This is a genomic window from Rhodococcus sp. EPR-134 (assembly GCF_001647205.1).
GTDB lineage: Bacteria > Actinomycetota > Actinomycetes > Mycobacteriales > Mycobacteriaceae > Rhodococcus_F > Rhodococcus_F qingshengii.
Window position 1 is genome coordinate 1 of the sequence record NZ_LVCT01000436.1, and the last position, 16451, is coordinate 16451.

Sequence of the window (16451 nt, forward strand, 5' to 3'; positions counted from 1 at the left end):
AAGTTTCCGGCGAAGGGGAAACTGTGACGCGCCGTGAGCCAGCCGTAGTTGAGATGCGCACGTTCGTCAGCTCGCTGGACGACTACCGACGACATGTCAGCTCAGCGTCTCGTGTGCCGCCGGGATGGATCCCAGGCGTCCGGCCTGGAAGTCCTCGAAGGCCTGCATGACCTCGGACTTGGTGTTCATGACGAACGGCCCGGCCATCGCGATGGGCTCACGAATCGGTTTGCCGCCGAGGATGAATACCTCGAGAGATTCGGTCCGTGAATCCTGGCGATCGGAGGCGGCGACGGTGATGGAGTCACCGCGTCCGAAGACAGCTGTCTGTCCGACACGAATGGGCCGACGCTCTGCCCCGACCGTGCCTTCGCCGGCGAGCACGTAGACGATCGCGTTGAACTCGGGGTTCCACGGAAGCGTCAGGCTCGCACCCGGGGCCACAGTCGTGTGGGAGAGCGCGATCGGTGTGTACGTCGATCCGGGTCCGGCGTGGCCGGCGATGTCTCCGGCGATGACGCGTACCAAGGCTCCGCCGTCCGGCGAGGAAAGCAGGGCCACCTTGTTACCGGTGATGTCCTGGTACCGCGGAGATGCCATCTTGTTGTCGCGAGGCAGGTTGACCCACAGTTGGACGCCGTGGAAAAGGCCGCCGCTGAGGACGAGGTGCTCCGGCGGAGTTTCGATGTGGAGGATGCCGCCACCCGCGGTCATCCACTGGGTGTCGCCGCCGCCGATAATGCCACCGCCACCGTTGGAGTCCTGGTGCTCCATGATGCCGTCGATCATGTAGGTCACGGTTTCGAAGCCGCGGTGCGGGTGCCACGGTGTGCCCTTGGGTTCTCCGGGTGCGTAGTTGACCTCGCCCATCTGGTCCATGTGGATGAAGGGATCGAGGGCGGAGAGGTCGATGCCGGCGAAGGCGCGGTGAACGGGAAAGCCTTCACCTTCGTATCCGACCGGTGCGGTGGTGATGCTCTTGACGGGGCGGTCGACTGCTGACTCTGCCGGCTCGTCGAGACGGGGCAGGGCCAAGATGTTCTCGACTGTCACAGCAGGCATGTCGTACTCCTTGTATCCGTGAAGCTGATGTCAGGTAGTTGATTGTTCAACTATCTCATTCGGAGTCAACAAAGTCGAGCCCCGGGTATTCCCGGGGCTCGACTGGTGTTCGGATCAGCGCAACATGCTGCCGAGGGTCTTTGCAGCTGCCATGACCTCGGCGCCCAGCGCTGCTTGGTCCTCGGAGTCGAAGACGGAAATTCCGAGGCTGGAGATGGCGTCGCGGCGTCGGCCGGGGATCACCGCCGAGATTCCCAGGACGGACGGGATGACCTCGCCGACGGTCACTGCGTAGCCGCGTGCGCGTGCCGCCGTCACTTCCTCTCGTTCCCCGCTCGTCGGCGGGAGTGAGGCAAGGATGGAAAGCCCGGCGGAGCCGCGGTCGATCGGATCGACCTGCCCTGGATGAAACGCGACGTGAACCTTGGCGCTGCGTGGTTCGACCACCATCAGCGCGCGCACTTCGGTATCGCTCTCGCGGACCACCAGGTGCGCTGTCGCCTCGGTGGCCTCGGCAAGTTCTTGAAGTATCGGGCGAGCGAGAGTGCGCAAATCCTGTTCCACCGGTTCGGCGAGGGTGACCAGGCCGGCGCCGAGAGTGACGCGCTTGAAGGAGTCCTTGCGGCACAGGTGATGAGCCTCGAGCGTGCGGATCAACCGATGTGCGACGGTTCGGTGGACTCCCACTCCGTCGGCGATGTCGGTGACCGACAAGCCGTGCGGATAGGACGTCAGGAGTTCCAGGATCTCGAGTCCGTGGTGCAGCGTTTTCGACATGCTCGAGTCCACTTGAACTGCGCTTTTGCGCGGTCGGTGTTCCTCGCTCAGCTCTGACATCAAATCCCTTTCTTGACGTTTGTGAGGTATGCCACCTACGCTTTGAACATATCGCACAGTGTGTGCGATTATCGCACACTTTACGGAGCTGCACAACCTTCGGGTGGATGCAGCACAGCGTGTTCGGAGAGAACCTTCATGAGCAACTGCAGCGTCGTGGCAACGGAGGATGTTGCCGCAATCCACCAGCTGTACGGCCACCAGAGTCATTGCATAGACTCTGGGCGCCAGCAGGATTGGGCGCAGACATTCACCGATGGCGGTGAGTTTCATTCCCCCAGTTATCCGGAACCCGTGGTCGGTTTCGACGACCTTGCGGCTTTTGCTGCTCGCTTCTTCGCTGCGGCGGAAGCCGCCGACGAAGTGCATCGCCACGTTCTGACCAACCTCGTCGTCGAGGCGGTGGACGAGAGTGCTCTCACAGTGCACGGGTACCTGCAGATCGTTGCCACCGCTCGCGGCGGAGACTCGCGACTGGTGCGGATGACAACTGTCACAGATCACGTGGTTCGGGTCGGTGAGGAGTGGAAGATCGCCCGCCGCACCGTTTCTCGCGACGACGCGCCCCGAGCGTCCGAACAAGCTTGAAGTACCGAAATGATTCTTGCACAACAATATTCAGTAGGAGAAGTACATCATGACCGAAAGCTCTGACCAGACGAACCCGGGCCGTACCGTTGTGACGCAGATGTCGGCGGTGTACCCGGAGTTGGCAGGCAAGGTCGCAGTGGTGACCGGCGCGGCTCAGGGTATGGGTGCGACGTTCGCCGAAGGACTGGCAACGCGCGGCGTACATGTCGTCGGCGCCGACATCAACGAAGAGCAGATGCTCGCCACGGCCGCACGAATCAACACGGACCTCGAATCGAATGCACTGGCGGACAACCCGGGTCGCGTCGTCGGAGCTCGGGTCGACGTCACCAAGCCCGACGAGCATGAATTGCTTGCGCAGTTGGCGTTGAAGGAGTTCGGCCGGGTTGATTTCTGGATCAACAATGCGGGTATCTTCCCGTTTGCGCTGGCCGAGGAGATCACCCCGGAGCAGATCGGCGCAACGCTGAGTGTCAATGTCGAGGGAGTGCTCTACGGTGCTCAGGCGGCGGCACGTCACCTCGGTCCCGGCGGCGCCATCGTCAACATGTCTTCGGTGTCTGCGCTGCGTGTGCGGAAGGGGAGAGGCGCATACTGCACGTCGAAAGCTGCCGTTGCGCACCTCACGGAGTCTCTCGCAGTGGAGTTCGGCGACAAGGGTATTCGGGTCAACTCCATTGCACCCGGCTACATCGACACGGCGATGACGAAGTGGGTCCAGGAAGATCCGATCGCGCTCGCGAACGCACTCGACGCGGTACCACTGCATCGTCTGGGCTCGCCCGAAGAGGTCTTCGGCCCGCTGCTGTTCCTGCTCTCGGACAGCGCGCGTTACGTCACCGGGCACAGCATTGCGGTGGACGGTGGTTCGCGGCATGTCTGAGTCCACGACATATCCCGGCGTCGTTCTCGTTACCGGCGGTGCTGCCGGGATGGGGGCGCATCACGCGCGCACTCTCGCCGCGCGCGGTTCGCATGTCTGCATTGCCGATGTTTCGGATTCATCCGGCGTGGTCGACGACATCGTCGCCGCAGGCGGATCGGCATCCGCTCATATTCTCGACGTCACCGATGCCGAGGCCTGGGACCGGGTTGTCGACGAAATTCGCACCACCCGTGGGGAACTCGGCGGACTGGTCAACAATGCCGGTATCTCGCGTCGGCTCGAATTCATGGACACCCCGAACGACATCTGGGAGCTGACCATGAAGATCAACCTCTTCGGCCCGTTCTACGGTATGAAGGCGGTGGCGCCGCTGATGCGCGAGAGTGGTGGCGGATCGATCGTCAACATCTCGTCCATCGCCGGTCAGATCGGATACTTCTCTCCGGCTTACTCGTCGAGCAAGTGGGGTCTGACCGGTCTGTCGAAGTCGGCCGCAGGCAACTTCGCGCAGTGGGGGATTCGCGTCAACTCGGTGCACCCGGGACTGGTCGGTACGGCGCTGCTCGGCGGCGCGAACGACTTCGTCGCCGCGTCACTGAAGTCGGTTCCCTTCGGACGCATGGGAACTCTCGACGAGATCACCGAAGCAGTGCTGTTCCTGCTCTCGAACAGTTCCACCTACACCACCGGTACGGAACTCACTGTCGACGGCGGGTTGGTGTCGAACGGTCTTTACCACCGCATCATCGCGGAGACTGGAGAACTTTCATGACCGAACACTGGGACGTCGTTGTCATCGGTGGCGGCGGAGCAGGTCTCGCCGCTGCGGTGTCGGCAGCTGAAGAAGGCGCATCCGTTCTGCTGTTCGAATCCGAAACCGAACTCGGTGGATCCACCGCGCTGTCGGCCGGTATCTTCACGGCCGCCGGAACGAGCGTGCAGGCCGGCCTCGGAGTCGACGACTCGGCAGAGAAGTTCTTCCAGCACTACATGGACCTCAACCAGTGGATGCTCTCACCCGGATTGATTCGTGCATTCTGCGAAAACGCCGGTCCGACACTGGAATGGCTCATCGGACTCGGCGTCGAGATTCCCGCGGCGATCTCAGGTAACGCTCACCAGCCGGGACTCGCCCAAGCCGGCGTCGAGGACGTCTGGCGCGGCCACGTGCCCAAGGATCAGGGATACGGACTGATTCAGGTGCTGGACAAGGCTCGTCGTAAGCACGGGATCGAGGTCATCTTCGGAACACGGGTGCAGAAGCTGATCGAGGAAGACGGTCGGGTTGTCGGCGTTGTCGCCGACGACATCGAGGTGCCTGCGGGCGCCGTCGTTGTTGCCTCCGGTGGATTCGCGCAAGATCCGGGTTTGGTGGAACGCCACTTCCCGGACGCGAACAAGGCCGGAGAGGCCTTGTTCGTCGTCGCAGCCGAGGGGAGCCGCGGAGACCATCTTCGTTTTGCCGAAGACCTCGGTGCTTCCCTGGCGGGCGACGGCTGGGGTCTGATGCTGCCCACCGTCTACTTCCAGCGATTCCACCACTGGCAGGCCGGCTTTCCGCCGAAGTCGCGGATCTACGTCAACCAGGACGGCCGTCGTTTCATGGACGAGGACAGCTCGTACGCGGTCTCGACCGGCATCATCGACCATCAGGGTGGATACGGTTGGATGATCTTCGACGAGAACGCTCGCGTGAATCTGGCTCCAGGATATGCGGATTGGAATCCCGAACGCATCGAGGAAGAAGTTGCCGCCGGTGGCACGATTCGTGCGGACACGATCGAAGACCTCGCAGTGGCTACGGGTGTTCCGGTTGCGACGTTGGCGCAAACCCTGCGTCGATGGAACGACCAACTGCCCAGCGGTCACGACGACGACTTCCTCCGCCATCGCACGTTGCGGAACAAGGGTGCCGTCGGCAATCCGGATCCTATTGCGACAGCTCCGTTCTATGCCGCGAAAATCCTTCCGGCAGAGCTCGTCTGTACGCATGCGGGAATGGAGATCAACACCGATGCGGCCGTGCTCGGCAGCACCGGAGTACCTATCGAGGGTCTGTACGCCGCAGGTGAGGCCGGCGCCGGAATCCTCGGACTGAGATACGTGGGCGGCGGCAATGCGGTTGCCAACGCTTTGACCATGGGCCGCGTAGCGGGACGTAATGCGGCGAATTACACCAGGACCAGCGCTGAGAGCGCACCGGTCCATTCCATCGCGCACTCCTGACGTCCGACGTCTGCGCGGCACCGAATCCAGTCAGTATCCAATCCAGGCAGGGAACAACATGTCAGAGAATGAGACCATGGCGAGAGCCGAATCCACCGAGGGCAGCAGCGTGGCAACCGAACGACAGTCGACGACGAAGGTAATTCGCGCGGCCATCGTCGGTACCGTCGTCGAGTACTACGACTTCGGTATCTACGGATACATGGCCACGACGATCGCCGCGCTGTTCTTCGTTTCCCATGACCCGAACGCAGCACTGCTCGGTACCTTTGCAGCATTCGCCGTGGCCTTCTTCCTACGCGTGCCCGGCGGCATCTTCTTCGGCCACATCGGCGACAAGTACGGCCGCAAGAACGCGCTGTCCTGGACCATCCTCCTGATGGTTCTCGCGACAGCCGGAATGGGCCTGCTGCCGACTTACGCCACGTTGGGTGTGTGGGCGACGTCCATCCTGGTTCTGGCTCGTTGCCTGCAGGGCTTCGCGGCCGGCGGTGAACTCGGCGGCGCCAACGCGTTCGTCTCCGAGTCCGCTCCCAAACGGTGGCGTGCGACGCAGACCTCGATGGTCAATACCGGCACCTACCTGGGTTCGCTGGCAGCTTCGCTCATGGCCCTCGGCCTGACGTCGGTGTTCTCGCAAGAGCAGATCCTCGAATGGGCTTGGCGTATCCCGTTCCTGCTCAGCCTGCTGATCGGTGGCATCGGTATCTGGATCCGCAGCCAGATGGAAGACACTCCTCAGTTCGAAGAACTGCAGGACAAGGGTGAGACCAAGAAGCTTCCCATCCGTGAGTTGCTCAGCACCTCCGGTGGCAGCGTCGTCAAGATCATCCTGCTGGGCGCACTCATCACCGGCGGTTACTACATCGCCTCGGTGTATGCCGCGACGTACCTGCAGACCACCGGCGGTCATTCGTCGCGCGTTGCTTTCCTTTCCACCTCTCTTGCACTGGTTCTCGGCGTCATCACGTTGCCGATCTCGGGATACATGGCAGACAAGTACGGGCGTCGGCCGGTGCTGTTCGCCGGTAGTGCCGCCGCAGTGGTTCTCGGAATCCCGATGTTCATGATGATGGCCGGTTCTGGCATCTGGCAGGCGGTTGTCGGTCAGTCAGTGCTCTTCATCTGCGTTTCCGTTGTCAACGGTGCTTCGTACGTGACCTATGTCGAAATGCTGAAAGCATCTGTGCGGTACAGCGGTCTGGCATTGGGTAACAACGTCACCAACATGTTCCTCGGTGGCACCGCGCCTTTCATCGCCACCTATCTCATCAGCTTGACCGGTAACTCTCTCGCTCCGGCTGGATACTTCGTCTTCTGTGCGGTGATCACCCTCGTCACGGTCTTCTTCATCAAGGAGACCAAGGGTGTTGAACTGCAGGTTGATTGATCATCGGGTAGAACAGGAGCCTGACCGTGTCCCTCGCTGACAAGCAAGAAATCACCGAAGTTCTGTATCGCTACGCTCGGGCCGTCGATCGGAAGGATTTCGACAGCGTGGCCCTCTGCTACTTCGACGACGCGATAGACAACCATGGTGGTTACATCGGAACCGTCGACGGGCTGATCGAAGACATGAAGCTCAGACACAAGACGATCGACTCGTCGATTCACTGCATTTCCAACATACTGATCGACGTCAACGGCGATGTCGCTCAGTGCGAGTCGTACTGTTTGTGCTTTCTGCGGCAAGAGCGTTCCGGTACGGATACGGTGCAGACGCTTGCGACGATCAAATGCCGTTACGTCGACAGGTTCGAAAGGCGCCACGGTGAATGGCGAATCGCCGATCGGATTGTCGTGTTCGACGAATCCCGTGAAGACGTGATCGAGAACATCCTGTCCACGGACTGGGTGACGCAACGTCGATCCTTCGACGATCCGGTGTACACCAGGACGCCTTGACCAGTAGTGCAGACGAAGGCCTTCACACACATCGTGTGTGAAGGCCTTTCGCCTGTTCACTTCTCGTGTCAGCCCACTGCGCCTGGTGCGGCGACCTCGGTCAAACGGCCGTCCGAGAGCCTGAGCCAGCGTTCGACCTTGACCTCGGCCAGGAATCTCTCGTCGTGGCTGACCACCACGAACGCCCCCTGATATGCATTCAGGGCACTTTCGAGTTGAGCAACGCTCACCAAGTCGAGGTTGTTGGTCGGCTCGTCGAGAAGAAGCAGCTGCGGGGCCGGATCGGCGAAGAGAACGCACGCCAATGTAGCCCGCAGTCGTTCACCGCCCGAGAGTGCAGCGACGGGAAGATGAGCACCCGCACCCCGAAAGAGGAAGCGCGCCAGGATGTTCATGCGTTCCGGTGCCGGTAGGCCTGGAGCAGACAAGGCAAAGTTCTCTGCGACGGTGTGTGCGGGGTCGAGTAGGTCGAGCCTCTGCGACAGGTATGCCACTCGACCGTCGGCTCGCGTGATCTCACCGGAAGTCGGCGCCACATCCCCGTTGACGATGCGTAGCAACGTCGACTTTCCGACGCCGTTCGGCCCGGTCAACGCGATACGCTCCGGTCCTCGAATGGCCAGGTCGATTCCGGAGTCGGCGAAGATCGCATGATCGCCGAACGCGAATTGCATTCGCTCACCGAGGAACACCGTCCGGCCGGCGGGTACATGTGTGCCAGGCAATTCGAGTGAAATCGTCTGGTCGTCTCGAAGAGCGCGGCCCGCTTTGTCGAGTCGGTCCTTCGCCGCGTCGACCCGGGCGAGGTGTGTCTCGTTGGCCTTGCCTGCCGACTCCTGAGCATTGCGCTTCATGGTCCCCGCAAAGATCTTGGGCAAGCCCGCGTTCCCGAGATTGCGGGCAGCGTTACTTGCGCGTCGCGAAGCACGTTCTCGGGCCTGCTGCAGTTCGCGCTTCTCGCGCTTGACCTCTTGCTCGGCGTTGCGGATGTTCTTCTCCGCCACTTCGCGAGCCGAGCGTGCCGCGGCTTCGTAGTCGGTGAAATTGCCACCGTAGAAGCTGATCTCGCCGCTGTGAAGTTCGGCGATGCGGTCCATGCGGTCGAGTAGTCCTCGATCGTGACTGACCACCAACAGACAACCACTCCAGTCGTCGAGAACGTCGTAAAGCCTGCGGCGCGCGTCCAGGTCGAGGTTGTTGGTGGGTTCGTCGAGGAGAAGGACATCGGGGCGTCGCAGGAGTTGCGCCGCCAGTCCGAGCGAGACGACCTGCCCGCCGCTCAGAGTGTCGAGGCGACGATCGAACGTCATGTCGGCCAAACCGAGTCGACCGAGTTGGGCTCGCGTTCGTTCCTCGATATCCCAGTCGGACCCGATTGTCGTGAAGTGTTCTTCTCGTGTGTCCCCGGATTCGACTGCGTCCAACGCAGCGAGCGTCGGGGCGATGCCCAAGACCTCGGCAATGGTCAGATCGCCCGTCAGTGGCAGGTCCTGCGGAAGGTATCCGAGAACGCCGTCGACGGACACACTGCCGGCGCGCGGCCGCAACTGGCCGGCGATCAATCTGAGCAGAGTGCTTTTCCCGACGCCGTTCTGGGCCACCAGCCCGGTTCGGCCGCCGGGCACGGTGAATGACAATTCGTCGAAGACCGGAGTGTCGTCCGGCCAGGCAAAAGACAGATTCGAGCAAACGATGTAGGTATCGGACATGAATAGACCTCAGGTGTTGTGCGGGCGCGGCAACGCTGCTCCGCGAAGAGTCGGGTAAGTGAACGACAACATGGCCACGACGGCAGCGCTCCGAGGCGTCTGCCGGTGGCCGTCATGCCCGGTTTTATCCGGAGATGTCGAGTTCACCAACCATGTCTGATCCTTTTTGGTCTGTGTTGTTTCATCCGACGATAACAGGAGCCGGTATCTACATACGAGCAATACCGGCGCAGAGAAGTTCGACCAGTCGTCGATACACCCGATCCGGGTCGGTGCCGGCCGGTTGTCCCTCTACCGATTCGAGGATGCAGAAGCCGTGCAGCGCACTGCGAAGAGACCACGCCGCCTGCTCCGAATCATCCGGGCTCAGACCGTATCCCGCGATCACCTTGTTGATGACGTCGACCACCTCGCCGACGGCGGAGACCAGATCGGGATGCGGAGCAGTGGGGTAGCGGTCGGTGATGGCGTAGAGCCCGGGGTGTACTCGGACGAACGCACGCCATGCGTCCGCGAGCGCCATGACGGCGTCGTCGCGCGAGAGACCGACCGCGGCGGCACGCAGTTGTTCGGCGAGAAGGCTGCGTGCGAGGAGGCTGAGTTGATGGTGGACGTCGTCGACCCCGTCGACGTGTTTGTACAGCGCTGACTGCCGGACGTCGAGGGTCTCGGCGAGTTGACTCAGTACCAGAGCGTCGGCGCCTTTGCTGTCGACCAGATCGGCTGCGGCAGCGATCACGCGTTCACGGGTAACCGGAGTTCTCATGCACGCATCCTCCCTGTATGACAGGCTTCACGTCGGTGATACATTATCACCATGAGTGATGAAGTATCGCCACGCGAGCTGTCCGGCGATCAACTACGCCGTCGTGACCTGCGCGTAGTCGTCACCGGTGCATGCATCCTCGGGTTGACCTCGGTGCTCTACGAACTCTCAGGAGTGTCTCCGTCGACGGGTGCATTCTTTCGGTGTCTCTATGCGCTCATCCCTCTCGGCATGCTCGTGCTCGTTCAGCGTCGTCGGTCACCCCGGCCTTCGGTCTCGGCGCCCTGGATCGTGAAGTCTCTACTTGCCGGCGCGTTCCTCGGAATCGATCTGGTGCTCTGGCACGAGTCGATTCATTCGATCGGGGCAGGTCTTTCGACTGTGATCCTGAATTTGCAGGTGCTGTTCGTCGCAATCCTCGGCTACGTTGTCCTGCGCCAACGGATCGGCCGGGAACTGGTCGCCAGCCTTCCGTTGCTCTTTGTCGGAGTTGCTCTGGTAGCCGGGACGAGCACAACGCTCACCGGGTCGAATCCTGCTGTCGGAGTGTCGTTTGCCGTGATCGCCGCAGGCGCGTACGCGGTCTACATCTTCCTCATGGGTCTGGCTACTCGGGCGGCGGGCAGAACGGCGTTGCCGATGTTCGTCTCGACGGGAGCCACTGCCCTCACGGCAGGTGCATACGGCCTCGTGAGTGGAACTTTGGATCTGACCCCTTCGCTCGTAGCTCAAGGCTGGCTTGTGCTGCTCGCGTTGGTATCTCAGGTGATCGGGTGGCTGCTGGTAGCCAGCGCCAGTCAGCGTCTGCCTGCAAGTGCAGTCGCCGCCAGCCTCGTGTTGCAATCGGCGTCAGCACTGTTGTTCGGCGCAGTGCTGCTTGCACAGACCCCAACTCTCGTCCAACTTGCGGGTGCCGGAATGATTTTGGCCGGAGTGGTTGTGGCGACGCGGATACCCGCGAAGAAATCCTCGACGACTGTTGTCGGAAAACGAATGGAGACAAGCGTATGACCACGGCGGCTGACCACATCTACATCAACGGCGACATCAGGGCCATGGACGGTGCGGTCGGCGATAACGCCACCGCTGTGGCAGTCAAGGACGGCAGATTTGTCGCCCTCGGAACTGACGCCGAGATCTCGGCGCTGACCGATTCCGAAACCTCCGTTGTCGATCTCGCCGGAGCGGTGGTTGTGCCGGGGTTCATCGAGACGCACCTTCATCCGATGATGTGGGGTTTGATGCTCAGTGGGGTCGACGCAACGACGAATACGTGCCCGACCATCGAGAAGTTGATCACGGCGTTGGCCGCGCGGGCCGCGATCACACCACTTGGCGAGCCCATCGAAGCGTGGGGCTTCGACGACAGCCTCGTGGCGGAAGATCGAGGCCTGACCGCGGTTGATCTGGACAAGGCTTCCACCGATCATCCGATTCTGGTGCGGCACTTGTCTGCTCACGGAATCTATGTCAACTCGGTCGCACTGGAGAAGGCCGGGATCGATGCCACCACGGTCGATCCGGAGGGTGGTGTCATCGTTCGAGACAGCGACGGTGTACCCACCGGTGAACTGTGCGAGGTTCCGGCAATGTCTCTGGTGCACGGACTTGTTCCGGATATGAACCCGGATGCGTCCAAGATCGCGATGCTGCGGGCGCAGGAAGTCATGGCGTCGGTGGGCGTGACGAGTTTCCACGACATGTACGTCACGGCCGAGGTGTACGAGGCGTACCGGCAACTCGACGCCGATGGTGACTTGAGGCTGCGTGCGCGCCTCTATCTCGGCCACGGGGTTCACGATCAGTTGGGTGAACTCGCCGATCCGACCGAGCGAGTTCGTGTGGGCGGCGTCAAACTCATTTCGGACGGGTCGATTCAGTTGCACACCGCTGCGCTGACCGCGCCGTACCACGATCTGGGCGGATGCCACTGCGGCGGAATGGCAATCCCGGCAGGTGCGCTCGGGGCACTCGTCGAGGAACATCACGCTGTCGGCCGACACGTTGCGATTCATACCAACGGTGATCAGGCCATCGATTTTGCATTGGACGCAATTGCAGCGGCACGGACGGCGCACCCGGACATCGAAGTTTCGCATCGACTCGAGCACGTTCAGACGGTGCGGGAAGATCAGATCGCGCGGATGGTCGAACTCGGGGTGGTGGCGTCGATCTTCGTGAACCACGTCTACTACTGGGGTGACCGGCACCGCGATCGTTTTCTCGGACCGGGTCGCGGCGAGCGGATCAGCCCCGTGGCGTCGGTCGTGGCGGCGGGGCTTGCCTACGCGCTGCATTGCGACTGCCCTGTCACTCCAGTGAACCCGCTCTTCACGATGAACACCGCCGTACATCGTGTGACGCGAGAAGGTCACGTTCTGGGTGCGGAGCAACGGGTTTCCGCGTCCGAGGCGCTGGCCGGCTACACAAGCGCAGCCGCTCGTCTCACCGGTGAGTCATCGGACAAAGGTCGGATAGCGGTGGGACTTTTGGCGGATTTTGTTGTGCTCGACGGAGATCCGCTGCGCAGCGATTCGACAGACTTGAATGAACTGTCGGTCCTGCGCACGGTTGTCGGAGGTGAGACCGTCTTCGGGGCGTAGATGCTCGTCGTTTTACCTTGGGATTGGGTGCCGGTAGTCAACTCCTTACCGGCTTCGCAACTGTAGATGCACGTGGGCCGGGGAGCGAATTTGCTTCCTGGCCCACAGCTTTGGATGCAGCACGGGCAGTCGCGATTCGATGGTCGGACAAAGTTATTGGTGGAGTGCTGGTTTCGGAGCGCGCGAGAGTTTGTCCTGGCCGGACGATCCGGCGGGGCGCAGCGATCGATGGCGCCCGTGTCCGTGGCGCTAGTGGACGAAATGCGGGGGTCTCGAAACGGCTCGATCTTTCTGTTTGCTCGAGGGTCGCTGTTCTCGGCGAGTTCGTTCGTGGATTCCCGGACATACCAAGAGCATCTAGAACTTGTTCTTGTTTGGATAGGAACGAATCGCCCGTTCGATCGCAGAACGCTTTTTGGTAAATAGTTGCGATGCGCAGCTAACTATTTCTAACGGTACTGGTCAGGGTGCAGAATTAGCCCTTGAGGGATGTTGAAATTCCTTCTGAACGTTTGACCAGTAAAACCGCCACAAAAGCTGATACGTGTGATAAAAATTGATCCGAAGCGGAGCGGTTGCTATGTATGAGCGAGGGCATGCACAGCGTCACGGTTCGGCTCGCAAGCTTTCTGCAACATGTTTGGCACCGATGGCGGATGTACCTCGTTCCGCCATCTCTTCACCCAATGCCCGGCAACGGGACAGACGAAATGAGTCTTCACATGCCTCGATTTTTCCCGGTCGGGGACGGACGAGAATCCCGTCTCCCCCGGCGCGCCACTGCTGTGTTGGCGGCTCTGCCGGCTGCACTGCTCCTCGCGACCTCGGGTGCGCTGCTTGCACCTGGTAGCGCCGCGGCCGCCCCGGGCGACGACATCACTGACCAGTGCCTGGAGATGTCCCAGAACGGTGGACCCTGGGTGAAGCCGGCGGCCTTCGATCCCAGTGGAACCGACTACATCCCGATCCCCGGTGACGAGGGCACGCAGTTGGCCTTCAACGTTCGTAATGTCTGCGACCTTCCTGCCACGCTCACTCTTTTCAGTGAGAGCTGGTCCGTCTCGGGCGGCGGCACTGCGACAGTGCGGGGCAAGCTCGACGGCCAGGTCGGCCAGCAGTTCGTGATCGGGCCGAATGCGAATTCGTCGACGCGGATCGAGCTGGTGAAAACGCCTCTCGCACAGAACGCCAACGTGATGGCTGGTTTCATGATTGGCATCCCTGCCGGCGAAGTTTTGCAGGGATACGAGATCAACCCCGGCTGGGGTCTCGTCCTGGTGGAGGGCGAGCCCGTCGTTGTTGCTCCCAGTGCGCCGACCGGTTTGACTCTGGGTTCGGCCGAAGTAGAGGCGGGCACACCCGTCAAGGTCTCCGGCAAGGCAGAGCCGAACAGTACCGTCACCGTGACCGGAGGCGGCGCCACCTGCACCGCCACCGCGGATACGAGTGGGAACTTCAGCTGCAACCTGACGATCACCACGCCCGGCAGTCATCCGATCACCGCCACGGCGACAAATGCGGGTGGGACCAGCCCCGCCTCCACGGCGGTCACGGTCAAGGTCACGGCGAAAACCACCGATCCAGGTGGCAGCAGCAGCGGTTCGCTCGGAAGTAGCACCGGTTCGCTCGGAAGTCTCGACCTGTTCGGCAGCCTCGGCGGATAACCACTCCGGCCCAACCGGCCACTTAGACCTCGCGATGCACGGGGCGATCTCGACCATCTCCGCGCATCGCCAACCTTCTCGGTCACCGAATTCAATTCGGCGGCTTCATTTCCCATGCCCCTTCCTGGGGCTGTTTCACCGGAGTGCACATCCGCACGGCCCGGGCTCAACCAAGCGCGTCGGATGTCCCGCCGCGAACTGCACAGGAGGAATACCAGATGAACAAGACCACAAAGGGTGCGATCGCCGCAGGTGCGGCTGCTGTTCTGCTCGCAGGTGGTGCCGGAACCATGGCTGCGTGGAACGCGTCGACCGGCGCTGGCGGAAGCCAGACCGTCAATGCCGGCTCGATGACGATCAGCGAAGCGGCCGGCTCCGGCGTATGGAAGCTCGGCGCGAACACGTTCAACCCGGCCAGCGACAAAATTGTCCCCGGTGACGTACTCACCTACACCGCCACGTACAACTACACCCTCGTCGGCACAAACCTGAAGGCGACGCTGACACCTACCGTCGGCGGAATCTCCGGGGCTCTCGCGAGCAAGCTGGAGGTCGCGACTGCCGGTGGTCAGAACGCGAGCGTCTCCGCGGGCACTGGCACGCGCGATATCACCACGACGATCACGTTCAAGCCGGACACCACCAACACGGACGGCGCTGGCCAGGCAGCCACGCTGTCGGGAGCCTCGGTCACCCTCGAGCAGACGCTCACCCCGTAGTTAATCCGTAACCAGAAGAAGGTCACGTGAAGACCCAATACAAATGGGCGATCGCAGCGTCGTCGGTTCTGCTCATCGGGTTCGTCTCGGTGCAGCAGACCGGCGCGCTGTGGCGCGATACCGCAGAATCGACCGGCGGCACTATCCAGGCAGGCATGCTCGATATCTCTGCCGGCGGAGAAGGGGTCAAGCAGTTCAACCTCGATGGGTTCAAGTTGGACAACAAGGGCCCGGGCGACAGCATTCAGATGCCACTGCCGGTGATCAACTCCGGCAACGTGCAGATGAACTACGTGCTTTCCGATGTTGTACTCAACGGCGCGACCCCACCGCCGCTGAGCCTGCGCGTGGCCAAGGTAGCCAACGAGGCGGCCTGCACCGCCACTGGCGACGTGGGCACTGAGCTCTACAACGGTGCCATGGACGGCGCGGCCTTTTCCGAACAGCTGGTTCCGGCCGGGCAGATGCAGGTGTTGTGCCTGCGGGCCACGCTGGGCCAGGGCGCGGCAGCGAGCCAGCAGTCCAACGCGACGTTCACTTTCGACGCAAGCTCAGTGAGCCAGTCATGACCGTCACCGCGAGAAGCCGGCGTGCAGGCGAACGTGCCGAGTATCGACCCCGGCACAGCGCACACGTGGAAACATCTGAGCGGCAACATGATCCCGAACAAGGCGGAGACGACAAGACCACCCTATGGTGGTGGACTCGCACCATCGTCTCGTGGGTACTGCTGCTGCTGATGGTCGGCATTCTCGCGGTGATGGTCGTTATCCCTCGACTCACCGGCTCCACCGCGTACACGGTTCTCACCGGTTCGATGGAACCGACCATGCCCCCTGGCACGCTCATCGTGGTCAAGCCGACCCCCAACGAGGATCTGACCACCGGGGACGTGATCACGTTCCAGCCCGTCTCCGGCGATCCAGCGGTGGTCACCCACCGCATCGAAGGCATCTATTACACGGGGGAAGGGGAGCGTCGCATCCACACTCGCGGCGACAACAACCCCGTCGCCGACTCGTGGTCGCTGGTGCCCGAGCAGATCCGTGGTCGGGTCATCTACTCGGTGCCGTATCTGGGCCGGGTGAACTCGGTGATCAACGGGCAATCGCGTTCGATTCTCACCACAGGCGTAGCTGCGGGCCTGGCTGTATATGCCGTGTGGATGGTCGTCAGTGGCATCCGCGACAAGCGGGGCAAGGCCGGTGACGACGAAAGTGGCACAGACCCGACTCTTTCCGGCCCTGAACTCGGCGCGCCGGTATTGCCCGCCGATCCATCGGCACCAACCTCCGAATCGAAATAGGACAGCAGAATGTCTACAGAACAGAAATCGGGCGGCGACGCGCGTCTCGGGGCGCGGATGCGAAGCCGTCTGGGCGAGACCGGTTGGATACGGACCCGGGCCGTGCTCTCACTGGGCATGGTCCTGGGCCTCGGAGCGGTCGGCACGATGGCGGCGTGGTCCGACAGCGCTACTGCG

At 62.0% G+C, this 16451-nt stretch carries 17 protein-coding genes; 13 read left to right on the top strand and 4 right to left on the bottom strand.

Features of this window, described 5'->3' with window-relative positions; all coding sequences use genetic code 11:
- Positions 1-96: 96 nt before the first annotated feature.
- Positions 97-1062 (bottom strand): pirin family protein, encoded by a 966-nt coding sequence (locus A2J01_RS20170; RefSeq protein WP_007731415.1) that lies wholly within the window; start codon positions 1060-1062, stop codon positions 97-99.
- A 114-nt stretch (positions 1063-1176) separates the two neighbouring features.
- Complete coding sequence (locus A2J01_RS20175) at positions 1177-1899, bottom strand: IclR family transcriptional regulator (RefSeq protein WP_003939719.1); 723 nt, start codon at positions 1897-1899, stop codon at positions 1177-1179.
- 138 nt (positions 1900-2037) lie between these two features.
- Here A2J01_RS20175 and A2J01_RS20180 point away from each other — a divergent pair, with 138 nt between their 5' ends.
- The 6 genes from A2J01_RS20180 (at position 2038) to A2J01_RS20205 (ending at position 7507) form a co-directional block, all read left to right on the top strand.
- Entirely contained in the window at positions 2038-2487 is a 450-nt protein-coding gene (locus A2J01_RS20180) for a nuclear transport factor 2 family protein (protein ID WP_042452740.1), read from the top strand.
- A 49-nt stretch (positions 2488-2536) separates the two neighbouring features.
- Positions 2537-3373 carry an SDR family NAD(P)-dependent oxidoreductase gene (locus A2J01_RS20185; protein WP_064113425.1) on the top strand — a complete coding sequence of 279 codons (837 nt, stop codon included), beginning with the start codon at positions 2537-2539 and terminating at the stop codon, positions 3371-3373.
- Positions 3366-4148, top strand: a complete 783-nt coding sequence (locus tag A2J01_RS20190; protein ID WP_064073463.1) for an SDR family NAD(P)-dependent oxidoreductase — start codon at positions 3366-3368, stop codon at positions 4146-4148. The genes A2J01_RS20185 and A2J01_RS20190 overlap by 8 nt, the downstream gene beginning before the upstream one ends.
- Complete coding sequence (locus tag A2J01_RS20195) at positions 4145-5602, top strand: FAD-dependent oxidoreductase (RefSeq protein ID WP_003940616.1); 1458 nt, start codon at positions 4145-4147, stop codon at positions 5600-5602. The genes A2J01_RS20190 and A2J01_RS20195 overlap by 4 nt, the downstream gene beginning before the upstream one ends.
- Positions 5603-5678: 76 nt before the next feature.
- Positions 5679-6992: an MFS transporter gene (locus A2J01_RS20200; RefSeq protein ID WP_007731424.1), complete on the top strand. Its 1314-nt coding sequence runs from the start codon at positions 5679-5681 to the stop codon at positions 6990-6992.
- Positions 6993-7018: 26 nt separating this feature from the next.
- Complete coding sequence (locus tag A2J01_RS20205) at positions 7019-7507, top strand: nuclear transport factor 2 family protein (protein ID WP_030535188.1); 489 nt, start codon at positions 7019-7021, stop codon at positions 7505-7507.
- A 68-nt stretch (positions 7508-7575) separates the two neighbouring features.
- On the opposite strand, the gene A2J01_RS20210 is transcribed toward A2J01_RS20205, so the two are convergent.
- Both A2J01_RS20210 and A2J01_RS20215 read right to left on the bottom strand, forming a co-directional pair.
- Positions 7576-9216: an ABC-F family ATP-binding cassette domain-containing protein gene (locus tag A2J01_RS20210; protein WP_064113426.1), complete on the bottom strand. Its 1641-nt coding sequence runs from the start codon at positions 9214-9216 to the stop codon at positions 7576-7578.
- A gap of 208 nt (positions 9217-9424) precedes the next feature.
- A complete protein-coding gene (locus A2J01_RS20215) occupies positions 9425-9982 on the bottom strand; it encodes a TetR/AcrR family transcriptional regulator (RefSeq protein ID WP_021332048.1) in 558 nt (185 codons plus the stop codon).
- Positions 9983-10033: 51 nt separating this feature from the next.
- Between A2J01_RS20215 and A2J01_RS20220 the strand changes: the two genes are divergently transcribed.
- From A2J01_RS20220 to A2J01_RS35255, 7 genes are all read left to right on the top strand, one after another.
- Positions 10034-10993 (top strand): DMT family transporter, encoded by a 960-nt coding sequence (locus A2J01_RS20220; RefSeq protein ID WP_064113427.1) that lies wholly within the window; start codon positions 10034-10036, stop codon positions 10991-10993.
- Positions 10990-12585, top strand: a complete 1596-nt coding sequence (locus A2J01_RS20225) for an amidohydrolase (RefSeq protein ID WP_064113428.1) — start codon at positions 10990-10992, stop codon at positions 12583-12585. The genes A2J01_RS20220 and A2J01_RS20225 overlap by 4 nt, the downstream gene beginning before the upstream one ends.
- 722 nt (positions 12586-13307) lie before the next feature.
- Entirely contained in the window at positions 13308-14249 is a 942-nt protein-coding gene (locus tag A2J01_RS20230) for an Ig-like domain-containing protein (RefSeq protein WP_082893093.1), read from the top strand.
- A gap of 218 nt (positions 14250-14467) precedes the next feature.
- The gene (locus A2J01_RS20235; RefSeq protein ID WP_003939763.1) at positions 14468-14968 is read left to right on the top strand and encodes an alternate-type signal peptide domain-containing protein; all 501 of its coding nucleotides are present in this window, start codon (positions 14468-14470) and stop codon (positions 14966-14968) included.
- Positions 14969-14994: 26 nt separating this feature from the next.
- A complete protein-coding gene (locus tag A2J01_RS20240) occupies positions 14995-15537 on the top strand; it encodes a hypothetical protein (protein WP_019745195.1) in 543 nt (180 codons plus the stop codon).
- A gap of 65 nt (positions 15538-15602) precedes the next feature.
- On the top strand, positions 15603-16274 hold the full coding sequence (locus tag A2J01_RS20245) for a signal peptidase I (protein WP_223304718.1): 672 nt from the start codon (positions 15603-15605) through the stop codon (positions 16272-16274).
- Positions 16275-16283: 9 nt separating this feature from the next.
- Positions 16284-16451, top strand: a 168-nt coding sequence (locus A2J01_RS35255; protein ID WP_231915851.1) for a SipW-dependent-type signal peptide-containing protein, incomplete at its 3' end; no start/stop codon positions are given.